The sequence below is a fragment of the Microbacterium petrolearium genome (assembly GCF_054782875.1).
The window spans coordinates 12,964-33,401 of sequence record NZ_BAAGRQ010000001.1; the positions used below are offsets into that span (position 1 = coordinate 12,964).

At 72.0% G+C, this 20,438-nt stretch carries 20 protein-coding genes; 10 read left to right on the forward strand and 10 right to left on the reverse strand.

The genetic code is table 11. The annotated features are described in order from the left end of the window. Positions 1-87: 87 nt before the first annotated feature. The gene (locus tag ACYVJ0_RS00070; RefSeq protein WP_460815168.1) at positions 88-540 is read left to right on the forward strand and encodes a hypothetical protein; all 453 of its coding nucleotides are present in this window, start codon (positions 88-90) and stop codon (positions 538-540) included. Here the strand turns inward: ACYVJ0_RS00070 and ACYVJ0_RS00075 are convergent. Then, entirely contained in the window at positions 525-1,430 is a 906-nt protein-coding gene (locus ACYVJ0_RS00075; RefSeq protein ID WP_460815170.1) for a DUF72 domain-containing protein, read from the reverse strand. The two genes, ACYVJ0_RS00070 and ACYVJ0_RS00075, sit on opposite strands and share 16 nt — an antisense overlap. Before the next feature lie 185 nt (positions 1,431-1,615). Between ACYVJ0_RS00075 and ACYVJ0_RS00080 the strand changes: the two genes are divergently transcribed. After that, positions 1,616-3,553, forward strand: a complete 1,938-nt coding sequence (locus tag ACYVJ0_RS00080) for a glycogen debranching N-terminal domain-containing protein (RefSeq protein WP_460815172.1) — start codon at positions 1,616-1,618, stop codon at positions 3,551-3,553. A gap of 43 nt (positions 3,554-3,596) precedes the next feature. On the opposite strand, the gene ACYVJ0_RS00085 is transcribed toward ACYVJ0_RS00080, so the two are convergent. The 7 genes from ACYVJ0_RS00085 to ACYVJ0_RS00115 form a co-directional block, all read right to left on the reverse strand. Next, positions 3,597-3,953, reverse strand: coding sequence for a HepT-like ribonuclease domain-containing protein (locus tag ACYVJ0_RS00085; RefSeq protein ID WP_460815614.1), 357 nt, complete (start codon positions 3,951-3,953; stop codon positions 3,597-3,599). Beyond that, positions 3,953-4,426: a nucleotidyltransferase domain-containing protein gene (locus ACYVJ0_RS00090; protein WP_460815174.1), complete on the reverse strand. Its 474-nt coding sequence runs from the start codon at positions 4,424-4,426 to the stop codon at positions 3,953-3,955. Before ACYVJ0_RS00090 ends, ACYVJ0_RS00085 begins: the two co-directional genes overlap by 1 nt. Before the next feature lie 57 nt (positions 4,427-4,483). Then, entirely contained in the window at positions 4,484-4,873 is a 390-nt protein-coding gene (locus tag ACYVJ0_RS00095) for a type II toxin-antitoxin system VapC family toxin (protein ID WP_460815175.1), read from the reverse strand. A 9-nt stretch (positions 4,874-4,882) separates the two neighbouring features. After that, positions 4,883-5,146, reverse strand: coding sequence for a type II toxin-antitoxin system Phd/YefM family antitoxin (locus ACYVJ0_RS00100; RefSeq protein WP_460815177.1), 264 nt, complete (start codon positions 5,144-5,146; stop codon positions 4,883-4,885). A gap of 23 nt (positions 5,147-5,169) precedes the next feature. Continuing rightward, positions 5,170-6,369, reverse strand: a complete 1,200-nt coding sequence (locus ACYVJ0_RS00105) for a hypothetical protein (protein ID WP_460815179.1) — start codon at positions 6,367-6,369, stop codon at positions 5,170-5,172. A gap of 192 nt (positions 6,370-6,561) precedes the next feature. Next, positions 6,562-6,765 (reverse strand): hypothetical protein, encoded by a 204-nt coding sequence (locus ACYVJ0_RS00110; RefSeq protein ID WP_460815180.1) that lies wholly within the window; start codon positions 6,763-6,765, stop codon positions 6,562-6,564. A gap of 210 nt (positions 6,766-6,975) precedes the next feature. Next, positions 6,976-8,124: an ROK family transcriptional regulator gene (locus tag ACYVJ0_RS00115; protein WP_460815182.1), complete on the reverse strand. Its 1,149-nt coding sequence runs from the start codon at positions 8,122-8,124 to the stop codon at positions 6,976-6,978. A gap of 244 nt (positions 8,125-8,368) precedes the next feature. Here ACYVJ0_RS00115 and ACYVJ0_RS00120 point away from each other — a divergent pair, with 244 nt between their 5' ends. The 7 genes from ACYVJ0_RS00120 (at position 8,369) to ACYVJ0_RS00150 (ending at position 16,857) form a co-directional block, all read left to right on the forward strand. Further along, entirely contained in the window at positions 8,369-9,721 is a 1,353-nt protein-coding gene (locus ACYVJ0_RS00120) for an ABC transporter substrate-binding protein (RefSeq protein WP_460815183.1), read from the forward strand. Continuing rightward, positions 9,718-10,740, forward strand: coding sequence for a carbohydrate ABC transporter permease (locus ACYVJ0_RS00125; RefSeq protein ID WP_460815185.1), 1,023 nt, complete (start codon positions 9,718-9,720; stop codon positions 10,738-10,740). Before ACYVJ0_RS00120 ends, ACYVJ0_RS00125 begins: the two co-directional genes overlap by 4 nt. Then, complete coding sequence (locus ACYVJ0_RS00130) at positions 10,737-11,654, forward strand: carbohydrate ABC transporter permease (protein WP_460815186.1); 918 nt, start codon at positions 10,737-10,739, stop codon at positions 11,652-11,654. Before ACYVJ0_RS00125 ends, ACYVJ0_RS00130 begins: the two co-directional genes overlap by 4 nt. 79 nt (positions 11,655-11,733) lie before the next feature. After that, complete coding sequence (locus ACYVJ0_RS00135; protein WP_460815188.1) at positions 11,734-12,792, forward strand: zinc-dependent alcohol dehydrogenase; 1,059 nt, start codon at positions 11,734-11,736, stop codon at positions 12,790-12,792. Beyond that, the gene (locus tag ACYVJ0_RS00140; protein ID WP_460815190.1) at positions 12,789-13,886 is read left to right on the forward strand and encodes a Gfo/Idh/MocA family protein; all 1,098 of its coding nucleotides are present in this window, start codon (positions 12,789-12,791) and stop codon (positions 13,884-13,886) included. The genes ACYVJ0_RS00135 and ACYVJ0_RS00140 overlap by 4 nt, the downstream gene beginning before the upstream one ends. Beyond that, complete coding sequence (locus ACYVJ0_RS00145; RefSeq protein ID WP_460815191.1) at positions 13,883-15,163, forward strand: glycoside hydrolase family 36 protein; 1,281 nt, start codon at positions 13,883-13,885, stop codon at positions 15,161-15,163. The genes ACYVJ0_RS00140 and ACYVJ0_RS00145 overlap by 4 nt, the downstream gene beginning before the upstream one ends. Beyond that, a complete protein-coding gene (locus ACYVJ0_RS00150; RefSeq protein ID WP_460815193.1) occupies positions 15,160-16,857 on the forward strand; it encodes an alpha-amylase family glycosyl hydrolase in 1,698 nt (565 codons plus the stop codon). The genes ACYVJ0_RS00145 and ACYVJ0_RS00150 overlap by 4 nt, the downstream gene beginning before the upstream one ends. Positions 16,858-16,863: 6 nt before the next feature. On the opposite strand, the gene ACYVJ0_RS00155 is transcribed toward ACYVJ0_RS00150, so the two are convergent. Both ACYVJ0_RS00155 and ACYVJ0_RS00160 read right to left on the reverse strand, forming a co-directional pair. Then, positions 16,864-17,262 carry a DoxX family protein gene (locus tag ACYVJ0_RS00155; protein WP_460815195.1) on the reverse strand — a complete coding sequence of 133 codons (399 nt, stop codon included), beginning with the start codon at positions 17,260-17,262 and terminating at the stop codon, positions 16,864-16,866. A gap of 39 nt (positions 17,263-17,301) precedes the next feature. Continuing rightward, positions 17,302-19,158 carry a hypothetical protein gene (locus ACYVJ0_RS00160; RefSeq protein ID WP_460815196.1) on the reverse strand — a complete coding sequence of 619 codons (1,857 nt, stop codon included), beginning with the start codon at positions 19,156-19,158 and terminating at the stop codon, positions 17,302-17,304. A 199-nt stretch (positions 19,159-19,357) separates the two neighbouring features. Here ACYVJ0_RS00160 and ACYVJ0_RS00165 point away from each other — a divergent pair, with 199 nt between their 5' ends. Then, a complete protein-coding gene (locus ACYVJ0_RS00165) occupies positions 19,358-20,401 on the forward strand; it encodes a restriction endonuclease (protein WP_460815198.1) in 1,044 nt (347 codons plus the stop codon). Positions 20,402-20,438: the final 37 nt, after the last annotated feature.

A 20,438-nucleotide genomic window follows, 5' to 3' on the forward strand; every position in this document is an offset into this window, starting at 1 on the left:
CGTCCACAGCCGCGCGGAGCGGCGGATCCGTCCACAGATCGCGCTGGTGCGGCCCACGGGCGATCGCCGGGCGCGAGCGTGGGAGGTATGACGGATGCTCCCGGCGACGACCTGCGCGCCTTCGAGGTGCGCGACGACGCAGGCCTCGAGATGCTCGTGCGGGCGCTGCTCGGCGGCGCCTACGCGCCGCGGGTGTGGCTGCTGTTCCTCGACGCGCGCGGGCGGCTGACCGACCCGATCCTCCCGATCGACGGGCTGCCGCGTGACCCCCGATCCCGCGTGCGCGACCCGGAGCTCGGTGAGGTCACGCACGCGGAGCTGCTGGCGCGGCGGGCGGCGGACTTCGCGGGCCTCGTGCGTGCCGACGCCGTGGTGCTCGTGTGGGAGCGGCCCGGACGGCATCGCGTGGCGGGTGGGCTGCGGGAGTGGATCGGCGGCATCGCGGCGGCGGCCGACGGCGCCGGGCTGGCGCTGCGCCGGCAGGTGGTGCTCTCGTCCTCGGGGGCGCGCGTGGTGCGCGCGGATCAGGCCGGATCGTGACCGGGCGCCTCGGCGGCCACCCGGCCCAGCCGTGCCGCGAGCGCGACGGCGTCGTGCGGCGCGTGACCGCGGGCGTCGTTGTCGAAGTAGACGTACACGTCGCGCGGGCGGCCGTCGGGCGTGCCGGATCCGTCGGCCCACGCGCGGATCCGCCCGGACCACTCGTCGAGCTCGGCGGGGGAGTAGCCGCTCGCGTAGAGGTCGTGCGCGCCGTGCAGCCGCACGTAGGCGAAGTCGGCCGTCACCTCGCCGAAGCGCGGCCACCGCCCGGCGGTGTCGGCCACGGTGAGGGCCACGCGGTGCCGGCGCAGCAGCTCGGGCACGGCCGGGTCCTCGAAGCTTGCCGCGCGCGGCTCGAGTGCGTGCCGCAGCGGCACGTCGGCCTCGATCTGCAGCCACGCCCGGCCCTCGAGCCGCTCGTCGTGGCGCCGGGCGAGCGCGAGGGCCTCGCCGGTGGTGCGCGGCAGCGCGGCGAGGAAGGCGTCGAGGCCCTCGGGGTCGAACTCCTGCCGCTCGGGCAGCTGCCACAGGAACGGGCCGAGCTTCGGGCCGAGCGCGAGCACGCCCGAGGCGAAGAAGTTCGCCATGGCGGTGCCCGCGTCGCGCAGCCGCAGCATGTGCGTGATGTACCGCGAGCCCTTCACCGCGAACGCGAAGTGGTCGGGCACGGCGTCGCGCCAGCGCGCGTAGCTCTCGGGCCGCTGCAGGGAGTAGAACGAGCCGTTCAGCTCGAGCGTGTCCATCCGCTCGCCGACGTATGCCAGCTCGAGCCGCTGCGGCAGCCCGCGCGGGTAGAAGTCGCCGCGCCACCCGGCGTAGCGCCACCCGGAGATCCCGACCCGGATCCGTCCTTCGGCCCCCGCGCCCGGTCCGTGCTCGCCCTCCGCCATGACGGCAGGCAACCACCGGTCCGGCCGGCGGGGCAAGCCTCTTGCGGTCCGCCGGATGAGGGCAGGCGTGGCGATGTGCCACCATCGGATCGCTCGGAAGGAACGAGGCCCCGCCGATGTTCTGATTCATCCCGGGACATCCCACATCGGACCCAGAACGCCAAGGGAAGGAGCCAGCAGACACCATGACCTCTGCCCCCACCGTTGCCGAGCCGCAGCCGCCGCTGCAGCCCCTGCTCGACGACGCCGTCATCGCGCTGCGGGCGCCCACCCAGGTGTGGTCGGGGCGCGACGGCGACCTCGGCGCCGCGGCGATCGACGGCATCTTCCACGGCGATGTGCGGCACGTGCGCGAGATCGCCACGACGTGCGCCGACTCGCGCATCGAATGGATCTCGCTGTCGACGCACGGGCCCTCGCGCGTCGTCTTCGCGGGGCTGCTGCGCGGCCTGGACGAGGAGTGGGTCGCCGATCCGAAGGTGCGGATCGTGCGCGACCGCACCGTGGACGGCCGGCGGGTGAGCGAGTCGTGGGTGCTGCGCAACGGGCGCAGCGTGCCGGTGGGAACGACCCTGTCGATCCGGTTCGTGCCGGAGTTCGCGTCGCTGCACGCCGTGAAGGCGGGCGGATCGGTGCCGGGCGCGTTCGAGACGACGATCCGGGATGGCGAAGCGGAGGTGGTCGCGGGTGCGCAGAGCTTCGTGCTGTCGGCGCCGGGCGCCGAGCTGCGCGAGGACGGCGGCGCGATCGTCGCGACGTGGCGCCTCGAGGCGCCCGCGCGGGGCGAGGCACGCGCGTCGTGGTGGCTGGAGCTGCACGACGACACGCTCGTGGTGGAGCCGGCGCGCCGCCCGGCGCCGTGGGATGCGCGCGAGGTGATCGGCGAGGTGACGCAGCGCCACCCGCGCCTGGCGCGCTGGCTCGAGACGGCGCTGGGCGACCTCGACGCGCTGCGCCTGGCGCTGCCGGGCCACCCGGAGGACGAGTTCTACGCGGCCGGGGCGCCGTGGTTCTTCACGCTGTTCGGCCGCGACTCCATCTGGGCCGCGCGCCTCATGCTGCCGCTCGACGCGGCGATCGCGGCGTCGACGCTGCGGGTGCTGGCGCGCCTGCAGGGCGACGCGGACGACGCGGCGACGGCCCAGGAGCCGGGCAAGATCCTGCACGAGCTGCGCTCGTCGACGCTCGAGATCCCGGGCGAGAACGTGTCGCTGCCGCCGCTGTACTACGGCAGCGTCGACTCCACGCCGCTGTGGGTGTGCCTGCTGCACGACGCGTGGCGGGCGGGCATGCCCGAGGACGAGGTGCGCCCGCTCATCCCGGCGCTGCGCCGCGCGCTGGCGTGGCTCATCGAGTACGGCGACAGCGACGGCGACGGCTTCATCGACTACATCGACCGCACGGGCAAGGGTCTGGCGAACCAGGGCTGGAAGGACTCGGGCGACTCGATCCAGTGGCGCGACGGGCGCCTGGCCGAGGGGCCGATTGCGCTGTGCGAGGTGCAGGCCTACGCGTACGAGGCGGCGCTCGCCGGGGCCGAGCTGCTCGAGCGCTTCGGCGAGGGCGACGAGCCGCACGGGCCGGCGCAGCTGCGCGCGTGGGCGGCGGATCTGCGCCGGCGCTTCGCGGAGTCGTTCTGGGTGGAGACGCCGGAGGGCCGCTACCCGGCGGTGGCGCTGGATCGCGACAAGCGCCCGGTCGACACGCTCACGAGCAACGTCGGCCACCTCATCGGCACGGGGATCCTGGAGCGCGACGAGGAGCGCCACGTCGCCGAGCTGCTGCTGGGGGAGTCGATGGCCTCGGGCTTCGGCATCCGCACGATGTCGACGGGAGCGGCGGGCTACTGGCCGCTGTCGTACCACGGCGGAAGCGTGTGGACCCACGACACCGCGATCGCGGTGCACGGCATGGTGCGCGCCGGCCTCGTGGACGAGGCGAACCGGGTGGTCGACGGCATGCTCGACGCCGCGGAGGGCTTCGTCTACCGCGTGCCCGAACTGCACAGCGGCGACCCCCGCTCTGAGACCGACGTGCCCACGCCGTATCCGGCGGCGTGCCGCCCGCAGGCGTGGTCGGCCGCGGCGGCGGTGACGGCGCTCACGGCGGTGCGGGCGCGGTAGGGCGCAGGCTCAGGCGGGGCGCTTCGGCACGGGGCCGCAGCGCTCACCTCGGATCGACGGTGTGACGCGCCTCCCGAATCATCGGAGCAAGAGCAATCCGCCACCGCGGGAGTGCGTCGGCGAGCGTGCGCCACGCGACCGTTCGCTTGATCCTGTCGTACTCGTGGATGAGGAGATTGCGGTTGTCCGACGCATCGCGCCACGCGATACCGGGCGGCGCGGTCACACCGCGTTCCTGGAGCCGCCTCGCCGCCTCTCCGAGCTTCATCATGAGCGCGTCTCCCGCCTCCTGCAGGAGAGGGTCGCTCAGGTATGCGAGCTCGCCGTGCTCCACGATCTGCGCGGCGAGCCGAAGCCACTCGTCGATATGGAGGAGGTCCTTCGCGCTCCTGAGATCCATCACAGGCGGACCGCTTCTCGGATGATGTCCGCATCGTCGCGCTCGTCGAGCGCGCCCCACAGGACGAGATCGACTGGTCGGGCCAGGATCTCTTCGAAGCGCCGTCGTAGCCGAGCGACATCGAACAGGGTCGCGCCGTCGGGTTCTGTGACGAGGAGATCCACGTCGGAAGTCGAATCGGCGTCGCCGCGTGCGGTCGATCCGAACACCGCAAGGTCGTGGAAACCGTGCTCCGCGGCCGCCTGCTTGAGGAGCGGCGCCGCGGCATCCACGACGATGTCGGTCGCGATCATGTCGATCGGGCCGAGGGCGCGCAGCTGCTGGCTCACAGCCGGCTGTGTGATGCCGAGAACCCGCGATGCGGCACTCTGCGAGCCGCACTGGGTCACGAGTTCCCGCAGCGCCATACCGCGCCGCACCCGTGCGACGGTCTCGTCGCGCTGGGCTGCGCGGAGAAGTTCGACGGCATCCATAAGGACAGCTTATATGGCCAGGGGGAAACCGGCTGCTCCTTGCCCCGTGGCGCAGGCTCAGGCGGGTGCGGCCACGTGCACGCCGTTGCGGCGGGCCGCTTCGGCGAGCCGGTCGTCGTAGGTGACGATCGCGTCGAGCTCGTCTCCCAGCGACAGGGCGGCGGCGAGGTGGATCGCGTCGAGGCTGCGCAACGCGACGGGGTCGACGCGGCCGGCCGCCTCGAGCACGTCGGGCGTCAGCGCGAGCAGCGTGATGCGGTCGAGCACGTCGCGTGCGCGCTCCGCCTGGTCGGGGTGCGCGCGGCGCACGGCCCGGAGCAGCTCGGTGCGCGCGAGGTCGGAGCTGACGGCGTGCGCGGCATGCTCGCGGGCCCAGGCCATGAGGGCGTCGGTCTCGGCCTCGCGGACGACGAGCTTGGCCAGGGCGGACGTGTCGAGGTAATGCACCACGGCGCCTCAGTACCGCTCGTCGTCGCGCATCTGCCGCAGGGTCGACGCGAGCTCGCCCTCGACGCTCGGCGCGTCGAGGGCGGCGAGCGAGTGCTTGGGCGCGCGCGCCCGCCCGGTCGCGACGAGCTGCGCGACGCGGCCCTCGCTCAGTGGGGCGAGCTGCGCGACGGCGCGGCGCCGGTCGGTGATCGTCACGGTCTCACCCGCCGCCACGCGTGCGACGACGGCCGACGCGTTCTGCTTCAGCTCGCGGATGCCGATCCGATCCATGTGCTTCATTGTAGAACATGGCGTCAGAACCAACCGGGGAACCGCGTGCGGGTGATCGCGACGTGCGCGAGCCGCCGCATCTCGAGTGTGATGCGGCCGAAGGCGCCCGGCGCGCTCAGCAGCGCGAGGGCGTCGAGGACATCCGGGAGCGCGATCTCCGCGGGGTTCGCGCTGTGTATCGGGTAAACGTCGCTCATGCCATCGGGAGGGATGGTGCGAGCGGTTTCGAGCTGTGTTGCCAAGTGAGCGGGAAGGCGAGCGAGGTGATCGCCGACGCCGTCGGCGATGGCGAGCAGCGCGAGCGTCGACGCGGGAGAGAACGACGCCGCCCAGCTGTGGCGACGGTGGTGGCGGTGAGTGAGCACCTCGAGGGCGACATCCGTCATCGCGCGCGCGTCCGCGAGGCGGCCCTTCCTCGTCGGCACGATCCGGCCGCGCAGGCGCCGCAGGAGTCGCAGGTCCCACGACGCGCGCACGAGATCCTCGCCCGGCGGCCGGCCGTGTCTCCCGGGAGCGTCCGGCGGCCACCCCAGCTCGCTCGCGACCCGTTCGCCGATCTCGGCGAGTGCGCCCGGGGCGTCCTCCTGCTCGATGCCGTCGCCGATGGCGCCGACGAACGTGGCGAGCCCCGTCGTCAGCGCCATGAGCTCCTCCGAGCGGAGCGGATCGGCCTTGAGCAGGCCGCGCTGGTCGATCCGGGTGAGAAGGCTCAGCCTCTCGAAGGCTGGCAGACGCGAGAGCAGCGAGGCGAGCGGGGAGCCGTGCCCGCCATAGTCCCAGGGCTCGGGGGTGCGGGGGACGAAGCCGAAGACGTCGTCGAGCTCGTGCTGAAGGTGCGCGGGATGGATGGGCGTCGCATCGCTCCACCACGCGAGGTGCGGAGCATGCGGGGGAGGGGCAGCCTGGCGCAGCGCGACGAGCGGCTCACCCACGAGCGCTTCGCGCTCGTCGGACACCGCGACCCAGTGCTGCCGGCTCGCCCCGATCGGCGTGTGCGTCGTGGCCCGCATACCGCCCCACACTGCCGCGAGATCGCCGATCCGCCGGCGCTCGTCCTCGAGCGCGCGCCATTCCTCGTCGTCGCCCGTGGCGATGGTGAGGGCGAATCCCAGCGAGCGCAGTGGCGCGTCCTTCAGCATCTCGAACGACCAGCGCGGCTCGCCGCGGTCGCCGATGTGACCGACATCGACGCGAACGAAGCGGGGCGAGGGCTCGGCGAACATGTCGTCACCGTACGGGCCGCGAGGGCGCGCCGACGCGGTTCAGCGGCCGGATGTGGAGAGTGCGTGGCGAAGCCCTGGCTGTGAGCGGATGCGCGATATCGCGTCGGCGGCGACGGCACCGACCGCGGTGCGGTTCATCGCGGGACGGCACGGGCGGGCCCCGCGATGGTCAGGGCCCGCCCGTACCGTCGCTCAGCCCAGATGCACCCCGTCGGGCCGGATCGCGATCAGATCGACCGGGCGCTGCGTGATCTGGCGGATCGGCTGCCAGTAGTTGTTGATCCAGAGCGGCGTCTCGTCGTCGACCTCGTCGCGGATCTCCAGCAACTCGGCCTTCGTGAGGAACAGATGTCCCTCGGGCAGCCTGTTCTTCAGCGGCCAGGTGTTCTCTGCCATGCGTGCTTCCTTCCCGCCGCGCCCGGGGCCGCCTTCCGCCAGACCTCGGTCGTCTTCGCCTGTGGTTATGCGGGGCTGGCCATGCCCGTGCTCGGCCTCGGCGCCGCGCTGCGCGTGCTGCCCCTGCCCACGGGGCTGTGGTGCTTCGCGGCCGTCACCGCCGCCTTGTGTGCCGCGGCGTTCGCGCTCGCGCGCCGCTGATCCGCCCGGTCAGGCGGAGAGCGCGGCGTTGACCGCCGCCGCCGAGTACTCGTGCTCGACGACCATCGCGGCCAGGCCGACGATGCCCGCGTGCTCCCCGAGCGTCGACTCGCTGATCGTGAGGTGACGGGTGGCTCGGGGCAGCGACCGGGGGTAGAGCGTCTCGCGGATGCCGGCGAGTAGCGGCGGGGAGGCGAGCATCCCGCCCACGACGACGTTCGAGGGGTTGAGCACCGAGACGATCATCGCGACCACCTCGCCGAGCACGCGCCCGGCCTCCTGCGTGAGCCGCGCCGCATCCGCGTCGCCGGCGGCGAGGTACGAGCCCACGTCCGAGCCGGACGAGGCCGGCTTGCCCAGCTCGGCGAGCGACTGGGCGACGGCGCGGCCCGAGGCGACGGCGGCGAGGCATCCGAAGGCGCCGCACTGGCACTGCCGGTCGCCGTGACCGGCCAGCTTCACGTGGCCGACGTCGCCGGCCCCGCCGTCCGTGCCCCGGTACACCTGCCCGCCGATGACGATCCCGGTGCCGATGCCCGTCGACACTTTGATGAAGCACAGCGCCCGCGCATCCGGATGCGCCGCGCGCTGCTCGCCGAGCGCGGCGGCGTCGGCGTCGTTCGAGGCGAGCACCGGCACGCCCAGGGCGTCGCGCAGGTGGTCGGTCAGCGGGTAGGCGTCCCACCCCGGCATGATCGGCGGCTGGCTCGGGCGGCCCGTGTCGGGATCGATCGGGCCGGGCACGCTGATCCCCATGCCGCTCACCCGATCGATCGGCACGCCCGCGCGCTCCAGCAGGCCTCGCGCGCTCTCGACGATCGCCCGCAGGGTGGCGTCGGGGCCATCGGCCACGCGCACGGCGATGCGCTCGGTCTCGGTGATGCGCCCCGCCAGGTCGGTGATCGCGACCGTCGTGTGCGTGGTGTCGACGGTCGCGGCGAGCACGCTCGCGCGGGAGGTGTGGAACGCCAGCCGGCGCGACGGCCGCCCGCCCGTGACGCGGTCGGCGCCGTTCTCGACGATGTATCCCTCGCGCAGCAGGGCGTCGATGCGGGCCGCCACCGTCATGCGGGACAGTCCGGTGACGTCGAGCACCTCGCCGCGGGTCGTGGCCCGCCCCGAACGGATGAGCTCGAGAACGTCTCCCGGACCGGGCATCGCTTCCTCCAAATTCAGGTCCGCGCGACCGCCGTGGTGCGCGCGGCGGGACCGTCGCGATCCATCATCGGCGACGTTCGCGCGGCCCGTCACCGCAATTATGCTTGACACCTAGCGATTACGTGCATAACTTCTAGGCATAACTCCGGATCGCCTGGCGCGGCCGGTGTTCGATCCGAAGTCCCACAGCGCAAGGAGGCGCACGGTGAAGACTCGTGCCACAGCAATGACGACGTTGGCAGCCATGAGTGCGGTGGCACTCGCGCTCACCGGCTGCACGAGCTCGGGCGACGGCGGCGGGGGTGAGGACGGGCTCACCTTCTGGGTGCAGGAGGACCTGCCCGATCGCGTCGCCGCGACGGAGGACATCGTCGCCGCGTTCACCGAGGAGACCGGCATCGACGTGGAGGTCGTCTCGGTCGCCGAGGATCAGTTCGCCCAGCTCATCACCTCGGCGGCCGCGGCCGGCGACCTGCCCGACGTGATCGGCGGCATCTCGCTGCCGCAGGTGCGCACGCTCTCGGTCAACGAACTCATCGACACCGACGCCGTGGGCGCCACGCTCGACGCGCTCGACCCGTCGACGTTCTCCGAGCAGGCGATCGAGCTCACCGCCGATGGCGACACGCAGCTCGCGGTGCCGAGCGAGTCGTGGACGCAGATGCTCTTCTATCGCACGGACCTGTTCGAGGCCGCGGAACTGGAGACGCCCGACTCGTACGACCTGATCCTCGAGGCGGCCGAGACGCTCAACTCGGGCGACGTGGCCGGTTTCGTCGGCGCGACCGCCCCGGGCGACGCGTTCACCGAGCAGACGTTCGAGCACATCGCGCTCGGCAATGGATGCGAGCTCGTGGACGACGCCGGCGAGATCCAGCTCGACTCCGACCCGTGCGTTTCGGCGTTCGAGTTCTACGGCGACCTCGTGACGAACTACTCCGTGCCCGGCGCGCAGGATGTCGACACGACGCGCGCGAGCTACTTCGCGGGCGACGCGGCGATGTTCATCTGGTCGAGCTTCGTGCTCGACGAGCTGGCGGGCCTGCGCGACGACGCGATGCCGTCCTGCGCCGAGTGCCAGGACGATCCGGCCTTCCTCGCCCAGAACACGGGCGTCGTGACGGCCATCGCGGGCCCCGACGGCAGCGAGCCGGCGCAGTTCGGCGAGATCACCTCGTGGACGATCACGGCGGGCGGCAACGCCGAGGACGCGCAGTCGCTCATCGAGTACATGATGAGCGACGGATACGAGGACTGGATCGACATCGCGCCCGAGGGGCGCGTGCCCGTGCGCGCGGGCACGCCCGACGAGCCGACGCGCTACTCGGACGCCTGGGCCACGCTGCCCGCCGGCGTCGACACGCAGGCGCCCCTGTCGGACTTCTACGCGCCCGAGGTGCTCGAGGCCGTGGCCGAGGGGCCCGAGAACATCGCCCGCTGGGGCATCGCGCAGGGCCAGGGCAACCTGCTCGGCGCGCTGCAGGGCGAGCTGCCCGTGGCACAGGCCGTGAGCGAGGTCGCCCAGGGCGACGACCCGCAGACCGCGGCCGAGGCCGCCGCCGAGGCGGCGAGGTCGATCGCCGAGTCGGTGCGATGACGCAACTCGCAGGGGGGTCGGGCCTCACCGGCCCGGCCCCCGACCTCCCCGAGCGCGGCGACCGGTCGCGGCGGGGGCGCACGGGTGCGAACTTCCGCCGCCGCGAGGAGAACCGCGCGGGCCTCGTGCTCATCTCGCCCACGGTGATCATCGTCGCCGTCGCGGTCGTGCTGCCGATCCTGTGGGCGATCGCGCTGGCGTTCCAGAACGTGCGCCTCATCAACATCCGCGGCACGGGCTTCTTCGGCCAGTACACGCTCGACAACTTCGTGAGCGTGCTCACCTCGCCCGGCTTCTTCCAAGCGCTGCTGACGACGGTCGTCTACTCGGTGTGCGGCACGGCGCTGGCCATCGGCGTGGGGCTCATCGCGGCGCTCGCACTGAACCGCTCGTTCCGCGGCCGCAGCCTCATCCGGGCCTCGCTGCTGCTGCCGTACGTCGCCCCGGTCGTGGCCGCGGCGTTCGTGTGGACGACCATGCTCAACCCGCAGTTCGGGATCGTGAACTGGTTCGGCACGAACGTGCTGGGATGGGACGATCCGGTCGCGTTCCTCTCGGACCGCTCGCTCCCCGTCACGGTCTTCGGCGCGACGATCGAGCTGCCGATCGCGCTGATCACGGTCATCCTGTTCGAGGGGTGGCGCTCGTTCCCGTTCGCCTTCCTGTTCCTCACCGCGCGCCTGAGCGCCGTGCCCGGCGTGCTCGACGAGGCCGCGCGGATCGACGGCGCGACGCCCACGCAGCGGTTCCGCCACATCCTGTTGCCGCAGCTGCTGCCGACGATCGCCGTGCTGAGCGTGCTGCGGTTCATCTGGACCTTCAACAACTTCGACGACATCTACCTGCTCACCGGCGGCGGCGCCGGCACCGAGGTCGTCTCGGTGCGCGTGTTCGACTACCTCACGGCGCGCGGCGACATCGGCGCCGCGGCCGCGCAGGCGCTCGTGCTCGCCGTCATCCTGGCCGTGCTCGTCGTCGTGTACCTCAAGCTGTTCGGCCGAGAGGAGGAGCAGGCATGACCGCCACGCTTGACCGCGCGCCGGTCGCCGCGCCACGGAGCCGCGGCGTCAACCGGGATCGCTTCGAGAACGCCCTGTTCGGGGTGCTGCGGCCGATCGTGATCGTGCTGCTGCTTCTCGTGGCGGTGTTCCCGTTCTTCTACATGGTGCTGCTGAGCTTCCGCTCGCTCGACTCGCTGCTGCAGAACCCCGGCGCGCTGTGGATCACGATCGAGGAGTTCGACCCCAGCACGTACATCGACGTGCTGCTGCCGGTCTCGGAGGGCGGGCAGGGCTTCGCGTCGTTCATGCGCAACTCGCTGCTCGTGGCGCTCGGCACCGTCGCGCTGTCGCTGCTCGTCGCCATCCCCGGCTCGTACGCCGTGAGCCGGCTGGCGTTCCTCGGGCGCCGCCAGATCTCGGCGCTGTTCCTGGCGGTGTACTTCTTCCCGAGCATCCTGCTGGCCGTGCCGCTGTTCGTGTTCTTCACGCAGATCGGCCTGCGCGGCTCGCTCGTCGGGCTGCTGATCGTGTACGTGTCGCAGGTGGTGGCGGTGTCGATCTACACGCTGCGCAACTACTTCGCGACGATCCCCGTCTCGCTCGAGGAGGCCGCCGCGATCGACGGCGCCACGCGGCTGCAGACCATGCGCAAGATCAGCCTGCCGCTGGCGATGCCGGCGATCGTGTCGAACGGACTGTTCATCTTCATGATCGCGTGGAACGAGTTCCTCTTCGCGCTGCTGTTCCTCGTGGAGCGGCGCGACGCGTGGACGGTGTCGCTCGGCCTGTCGCAGCTCTCGGGGAGCATCGAGGTGCCGACGACCGTGCTGATGGCGGGATCCGTGATCCTCACCCTGCCGATCATCGTGCTGTTCTTCGCCTCCGAGAAGCTGCTCACGGGCGGCCTCACCGCCGGCGCCGAGAAGGGCTGATCGCGTGACCGGCTGAGCGCGCTCGATCCCGCCGACCGACACCTCCCCGCACCCCCACCCGGAAGGAGGGCGCATCCTCGTGCCCCGCATCGTGCAGTTCACCGCCCCGCGCCACGTCGAGCTCGTCGAGACCGAGCCCATGCCCCTGCTGCCGGGCACCGTGCGCGTCGCGACCTGGTACTCGGGCATCTCGGCCGGCACCGAGCTGACGGCGTACCGCGGCACGAACCCCTACCTCACGTCGACGTGGGACGCCGAGCGGCGCCTGTTCGTGCCGGGCGAGCCGAGCTTCGCCTATCCCGTGCAGGGGTGGGGCTACTCGGAGGTGGGGCAGGTGGTGGAGGTGGCCGACGATGTCGCCGCGCCGCGCGTGGGCGACGTCGTGCACGGCATCTGGGGCCACCGCAGCGACGCCGTGCTGCCGGCCGCCGCGCTGGCGTGGCGCGTGCTGCCCGCTGGCGTGGATCCGCTCCTCGGCACGTTCGCACGCGTGGGCTCGATCGCCCTCAACGCCGTGCTCGCCGCCGACGTGCGGCTGGGGGAGCAGGTGGCCGTCTTCGGGCAGGGCGTGATCGGGCTGCTCGCCACCCGGCTGGCCGTGCTCTCGGGTGCGCGCGTCATCGCGGTCGACGCGCAGCCATCGCGGCTGGAGACGGCTCACGCGTTCGGCGCCGCCGAGACGGTCGACGCGCGGCGACCCGGCGGCGCGGGGGAGCGGATCCGCGAGCTCACGGGCGGCGGGGCCGACAGCGCGATTGAGCTCTCCGGCGTGGACGCGGCGCTGCACGAGGCCGTGCGCAGCGTGGTCGTGGAGGGCCTCGTCGCCGCGTCGGGCTTCTACCAGGGCGGCGCGCCGCACCTGCGCCTGGGCGAGGAGTTCCATCACAACCGCGTGCGGATCGTCGCGAGCCAGATCTCCGGCGTGCCCGTGGAGCTCGGCCGGCGCTGGGATCAGGCGCGCCTCGTCCGCACGGTCATGGGGCAGCTCGCGGCGGGGCGCGTTGACGCGGCGGCGCTCGTCACCGACATCGTGGACGCCGACGACGTCGCGGCGGTGTTCGCGCGGCTGGACGGCGGCGACCCGGCCATGCTGCAGGCGATCCTGCGGTTCGACGCGGCGCCCGGGGAGGCGCGATGATCCCCGTGCCCGACATCCGCCCGCGCGTGCCCGCCGACCCGCCGGGCGTCGGGCTGATCGGCGCGGGGGCCATCGCGCGCAGCGCGCACCTGCCCGCCTACGCCGCGTGGGGCGTGCCCGTCGTCGCGGTCGCCTCGCGCACGCCGGCGCACGCGCACGCGCTCGCCGCGGATGCCGGCATCGGCACGGTGCACGAGACGGTCGCCGAGCTGCTGCGGGACCCCCACGTCGGCGTGGTCGACATCGCCACCGGCCCCGCGGGTCGCCTCGACCTCATCGAGGCCGCCGTGGACGCCGGCCGCCACGTGCTCGCGCAGAAGCCGCTCATCGCCGATGCCGCGGAGCTGCCGCGCCTGGCCCGGGTGCTCACGGCGGCGCGGGAGCGCGGCGTGCGCGTGGCCGTGAACCAGAACGGGCGGTGGGCGCCCGCGTGGCGGCTGGCCACGCTGCTCGTGCGCGAGGGCGCGATCGGCGAGGTCGTGGGCGTCACGCACCTGCACGACAAGCCGCTGCCGCCCCTGGCCGGCACGCCCTTCGACGAGGTGCCGCACATGCTGCTGAGCGACTACCTCGTGCACTGGATCGACATCACCCGCTGCTGGCTCGAGGGCGCCGCGGTCACGAGCGTGCAGGCCGCCGACTCGCGGGTGCCGGGCCAGCCCGCCGCCGCGCGCAACCCGTGGCACGCGACGCTGCAGCTCGGGCTCGACTCGGGCGCGAGCGCGACGCTGCGCGTGGTGGGCGACGCCGTCGCCGGCGCCGGTGGCTGCCCGTTCTGGATCCACGGCACGCGCGGCACCCTGCGCGGCAGCGTGCTGCTCGGCTCCGACGCGCTCGTGCTGGAGCGCGACGGCGAGCGGACGCCCTTCCCGCTGGAGGGCGAGTGGTTCACCGACGGCTTTGCCGGCGCGATGGGCGAGCTGCTCACGGCGATCGCCGAGGACCGGGAGCCCGAGAACGCCGCCGAGCACGTCGTCGCCACGGTGCGGATCGGCCTGGCCGCCGTCGCCTCGGCCGCGGCGGGTGGCGCGCCGGTGCGGCCCGAGCGGCTCGTGGTCACGCGCCCCGGCGAGCGCGTGGAGGTGCCGGCATGATCGAGATCGATGAGGTCCCCGCCGGCCCCGACGCCCGCGTCTACGCCGAGGGCTGGCAGAGCTGGAGCCCCACCACCTGGTACGGCCGGCGCGACCCGGCGCACCGGCCTGAGCACGAGTGGCAGCACCTCATGCGGTTCCGCCCCGGCAGAGCCCTGCCCGAGCGCGGCGTGCAGGGCGAGGGGCTGCTCGTGGTCGACCCCGGCGGCGGCGCGCCCGCGCGCACGTACGGCACGCTCGACGCCTCGCGCGAGGTCCCCTCGATCCGCGCCGAGTGGCGGGGTGATCGCGTCGTCGTCAGCGCCGACGGACCGGTGCACACGTGGCGGGACGGATCGGGCGGTGACGCGGCGCTCGCGGCGTTCGGCGATCGCCTGGGCGCCGCGGCGGGCGCGCGCGTGCCGGCGCCCGTGCCGCGTGTGTGGTGCACATGGTACCGCTACTTCGAGCAGGTGACGGCCGCGGACGTGCTCGAGAACCTGCGCGAGATCCGGCGGCTCGCGCTGCCGGTGGACGTCGTGCAGGTCGACGACGGCTGGAGCCTGGGCACGGGGGAGGGCACGCGGCCCCACCCGCGCTTCGGGTCGCTGCCCGACACGGTGGCGGCGATCCACGACGAGGGGCTGCGGGCCGGGGTGTGGCTCGCGCCCTTCTCGGTCGGCGCGCGCTCCGCGCTCGCCCGGCGCCACCCCGAGTGGCTCGTCGGCCCCGCCGGGCACAACTGGGGCGACGACCTCGTGGGGCTCGACCTGACCCACCCGGGCGTGCGCGCGCACCTCGCCGAGGTCTTCGCGGGCCTGCGCGAGCTCGGCGTGGACTACCTCAAGCTCGACTTCCTCTACGCCGGCGCCGTACCGGGTCGCCGGCACGATCCGGACGCGACGCCGGTGGCGGCGTACCGCTCGGGCCTCGCCCTCATCCGCGAGGTGATGGGCGAGCGCGCGTACCTGCTCGGGTGCGGGGCGCCGATCCTGCCGAGCGTGGGCTTCTTCGACGCGATGCGCGTCTCGCCCGACACGTTCCACGAGGGCGGCGAGGACGGCTCGCAGGGGCTGCGCGGGCGCATGTCGCTCGAGGCGCGCGCGTGGCAGCACGGGCGGCTGTGGACCACCGATCCGGACTGCCTCGTCGCGCGGCCGCAGTTCGCGCTGCGCGACGAGTGGGCCGAGGTCGTGCTGGCCGCGCCAGGGCTGCGGGGGTTCTCGGATCGCATCGCCGAGCTGGATGAGCGCGGGCTGGAGTATGTGCGCCGGCTGCTGGAAGGGACGAACGGATGACGCGGATCGACGTGGACGGGATGCGGGAGCGGCTCGCGCCCCTGCTGGCGGAGCTGTACGGCGACGGGGCCGAGCGGGTGCTGACGGAGCTGCTGGCGCTCGCGGAGCGGTGGGCGCCGCAGCTGCGCTCGCAGGAGCGCGCGCGGCCGGACGAGGGCACGGCCTACCTCATCACGTACGGCGACGCGTTCCGCCGCGAGGGCGAGGCGCCGTTGCACACGCTGGCCTCGGTGCTGCGCGCGCACGTGCGCGACGCCGTGACCGACGTGCACCTGCTGCCGATCTACCCGTGGACCTCCGACGACGGCTTCGGCGTGACCGACCACCGTCGGGTCAACCCGGCGCTCGGCTCGTGGGACGACGTGGCCGAGCTGCGCGCCGACCACCGGCTCGCGCTCGACTTCGTCGCCAATCACGTGTCGAGCTCGAGCGAATGGTTCCGCTCGTGGCTGGCGCGCGACTCCCGCTACGCCGGCTTCTTCCTCGAACCAGGGCCCGACTTCGACACGTCGCGCGTCGTGCGCCCCCGGGTGAGCCCGCTCGTGCACGCCTACGAGCGTCCCGACGGGACGACGGCGCGCGCGTGGACGACGTTCGGTCCCGATCAGGTGGACGTCGATCCGAGCACCCCCGCCGTGCTGCTCGAGCTCACCGACATCCTGCTCGGCTACGTGGCGCGCGGTGCCACCACGGTGCGGCTCGATGCGATCGGGTTCCTGTGGAAGCAGTCGGGCACGACGTGCATCCACCTGCCGCAGACGCACACGGTCATCCGGGTGTGGCGCGTGCTCGTCGACGCCCTCGCGCCGGGCACGCTGCTGCTGACCGAGACGAACGTGCCGCACGCCGACAACGTCACCTACTTCGGCGACGGATCGGACGAGGCGAACATGGTCTACCAGTTCGCGCTGCCGCCGCTCGTGCTGCACGCGTTCGTGACGGGCCGGGCGACTGCGCTCGCCGAGTGGGCCGCGGGCATCGGCCCGGTGAGCGAGACGGCCACGTGGTTCAACTTCCTGGCCAGCCACGACGGCATCGGCATCCGCCCCACCGAGGGCCTGCTGAGCGACGCGGACCGCGCGCTGCTCGTCGAGCGCACGCTCGCGCGCGGCGGCACGGTGTCGATGGCGGCACGGCCGGACGGATCAGAGAGCGTCTACGAGCTCAACACCAACTACCTCGACGCGCTCGTGGACCCCGCCGATCCGGATCCCGACGCGTCCGCCGTGCGCCGCGGGCTCGCCGCGCACGCGATCCTGCTCTCGCTCGTGGGCGTGCCGGCGATCTACTACCACTCGCTGTTCGGATCGAGTCAGGACCGCGCGGGCATGGAGGCGAGCGGCATCCCGCGGCGCATCAACCGCGAGACGCTCGACGCCGACCGTCTCGCGGCGGAGCTGGCGACCTCGCCCCGCCGCTCGGGCATGCTCGAGGGGCTGCGTCACCTGCTGCAGATACGGCGCTCGCTGCCGGGCTTCTCGCCCTTCGCGGCGCAGCGCGTGGAGCAGCTCGACCCACGCGTGCTCGTCGTGCGCCGCGCCGCGGGCACGCCCGACGAGGTGGTGGCGGCGGTCAACGTGAGCGACGAGCCGGTGTCGCTGCCGCTCGCCGGCACCGACGTGCTCACGGGAGAGCGACACACGGACGGCCTCACGCTGGAGCCGCACGGCTACGCGTGGCTCGTGACGGGGTAGCGGCGCTCAGCCCTTGAGCCGGCGCTCGCCGGATCGCGTGGACCACAGTGCCCACGCGACGAGCACGGGCTGGAAGAACAGCCGCGCGAACCGCTTCTCCTCGGTGTCAAGCCCGAACCCGTCGCGCTCGTGCATCCACTGCGCGATGTTCCCGGGGAAGATCGCGACGAAGAATGCGGCGGCGATCCACCCGACCAGCCGCCGCCGCTTGCGCGCGAACACCAGCAGCATTCCGAGCAGGATCTCCTTGACGCCCGAGATCACGACGGTGGCGTCGGGATCGAGCGGCACGAACTCGGGCACCTGCGCCCGGAACTCCTTCCGCGCCACGGTGAGGTGCGACACCCCGGCCCCGACGAGGGCGGTGCCGAGCAGGACGCGGGCGATGCGGCGTGGGACGGTCATGAGGGGAAGGGTACGGCGCGAAGCTTCCGACCACCACTCTCAGGTCAACGTGTTGGTTAGGTGGCGGCCGATGTAACCGACATAGATCTTGCCCGTGCCCGCAGTGTCGTCGTAGTAGTGCATGCGCGGAGCAAACGTGTCTCGATGGGTCGGCTTGAAATGAGCGTCCATGAGGATCCTTCCGGACTCGTGAACATCTGTCGGCACCGGAAACACTCGTTCGGCTCGCCATTTCGCGTTGTTGAGGACAGAGTCGCTCTCTCTCGCTGCGTGGCGGGTTGGGGTGACGCCCTGGCCACGGCCGTCTGCGAGGTACGTGTGGACGGAACCCGAGAAGGTTCCGTCAGCGCATGCTTCGGCGTACTCATGAAGGACGCGGATGTATCGCCAGAACATCTTGGCGTACATGCCGAGAGCATCCCGCTTGTCGATCTCGAGGGCGGCGCTCTCCGAACCGGTGAACTCCACCCGTGTCGCCGGACAATCTTGTGACTTCAGCCGTCCGATCAGTTCCTCGAGCGTGTTCGGTGCTTCCCATGCCTCATCGTCTGGCTCGACGTGGGCCGCTTCGGGCTGCTCGCTCTGAGCGAGGCGCCTGCGGAGAATCGATGCCTCCCGACGCGCCTCCTGCAACTCCTCTTCCGCCTGCGCGAGATCCAGCGCATTGTCCTCGAACCGCTTGTGCAACTCGCCGAGTTCGACGCGCAGCTCCTGCTCGGTGTTGGCGGCTTCGTCGAGCTGCTGTTCGGCAACCGTGAGTTCGGTCGTCTTTGTGACGATGAAGTCATTGAGACCAACGAAATGGCCGGGTGTCGCGTCGTCGATACCGAGCCAGCGCTTGATCAAGCTTCTGCCGCGCTCGTACCACGGGGTGAGCGGTGCGCTTTCAACCGCTCGGTTCTTGGCAACCTCGACGGTGGGTAGCGGGGCGGTGAGGGGAACCGGTTTATCGCGGAGGATCGTGGCGACGCGTTCGGCTCGCTCAACAGATGTCTCAGCTCGCCGAAGAAGATCGATCGTCCTGCGCACGTCGGCAGGCAGGTCCATCTCCACAAATCTTCGGCGCGCCACGCGGGCGTGACGGCGTTGCATTCCGTCGGACACCCTGCCGTTCCGAATGGACCGCGCCATCGTCGCGGGGCCGATCCACTTGTGGCGTAGAGCGTCTGCGGGACTCTCGAGATTGACTCTAGGCATGAAGGTCCGCACGTTCCCTACTTGAACGCGATGAGACTCCGGTAGCAATGAGTTGAGCGACTCCACGGCGTCTGCACACACCGAGAACGCCACTGCTACGCCAGCGCTCTCCTTCGTGAGTCGCTCGACAATATTGCGCCAGTTCGCGTCACGGTCTCGCGACGGTGACGCGGCGACGTATACGGAAACCGTGCGTTCGGGGTCGGTGATTGCGTCAAGCACGAGCCGCTCGTCGCCCGGGCGGATGACGATGGGCGTGCCGCTGAGGAGAGTAGTACCGTTCCTGATCAGTGCGGTATCGAGCAAAGAGCGCACAAGGCGTGGCGGTGAGATCGCGTCGATCGCGCTGTCCCTGTCGACTTCGTCCTTCTGAACCTCGACGACGAGCGTTTGCGGGTGCGGTCGCGCCGAGGGTAGTGAGGCAGCGAAGATCGAAACCGTGAAGCGACCCGCCGGGTTGCTTTCGATAAGGCGGTAGAGGCGCCGGCGACTGCCGTCCTGCTCGTGGTCGCTATGTGTGACGTGAAGCTCTACGGAGCCTGAGACCTTGTGGATCCCCTGCACTGTCCAACTGACATCATCGCGGCGCTGACGACGCGGCCTCTTTGACTTGAGCCAATCGTGGAGGACGTCGTCGGCGAGCTGGATGGCGTCGTTGGCTGGATCGACTCGAAACACGGCGCGATACCCAACAGCCATGACAAATGCCCTTCCTTACGCGGGGTCGACAGGGGCAATGTAGCGCGGACCTCCGACATCGCGCCCGCTGAACGTGGATACTGGCGCCAGCCGGTGGATTGTGGGCGGCGGCGCGGCCGGTGCGCTCCTCCCGCCGTACGCTGACGCCCGCCGGACGCGAGCCGATAGTGTCAATGCGGCTGCGAGAAGGGAGCGTGCGATGGCGCGGGCATGGGTGATCAGGGCAGGTCGGTACGGCGAGCGCGAGGACTGGGCGCTTGAGAACGGATTTTCGGGCGGCGGCTGGCAGGAAGTGCCCGACCTCACGCCGTACGAGACTCGCGAGGAGATCGCCGAGCTGGTGGCGCGGATGTACCCCGACAGCCCAAAGGTGCACCCGAACTACACCGGCCAGCTCTACGCCCTTCGTTCGCGCGTTCAGCCGGGCGACCTGCTCGCGCTTCCCCTGAAGAACGGCGGCGGCACGATCGCGCTCGGCCGGGTGATCGGCGGGTACCGCTACCTCGGCGACGACATGCCGGCAGATCGTCGGCACGTGGTCGAGGTCGAATGGAAGGTCACGGACCTGCCCCGGACGGCGGTCAAGCAGGACCTGCTCTACACCCTGGGAAGCGCGCTCACCATTTTCGCGCCCTCTCGAGGCGCCGCCGAGCAGCGTCTCGAGGCGCTGATGGAGACAGGGGTGGACCCCGGGCAGCTGGGCGTCGGCACGTCTACCAAGGGCGCCGGCGCGGTGACAAACGACGACGATGTCGACGAGCCGGAGTCGCAGACCGATCTGCTCGAGGTGGCGCGAGACCGCATCATGGCGCGCATCTCCGAGGAGTTCGTCGGCGACGGGCTCGAGGTCCTGGTCGCCGCCATCCTTGAGGCGGAGGGATTCGTGTGCCGCAAGTCGCCGGTGGGCGCCGACCGTGGGATCGACGTGATCGCCGGCCGCGGGGTGCTCGGCATGGACTCGCCTCGCGTGGTGGTCCAGGTGAAGTCCGGCGGCCAGGTGTCGGACGGCGTGGTTCGCGACCTCAGCGGCGTGGTGCACGAGCAGGGCGCCGACCACGGTCTCCTGGTGGCATGGGGCGGCCTGACCAAGCCGGCAAAGGACAACGTCTACAAGCAGCAGTTCCGTCTTCGCGCCTGGACCGCGGAAGACGTCGTCGACGCCGTGCTGCGCACGTACGACCGCCTGCCCGACGACATCCAGTCGCGCCTCCCGCTCAAGCGTGTGTGGGTGCTCGCGGACTAGCGGGGTGCGCGCCTCGCGCGCGATGTCGGAGCCGCGT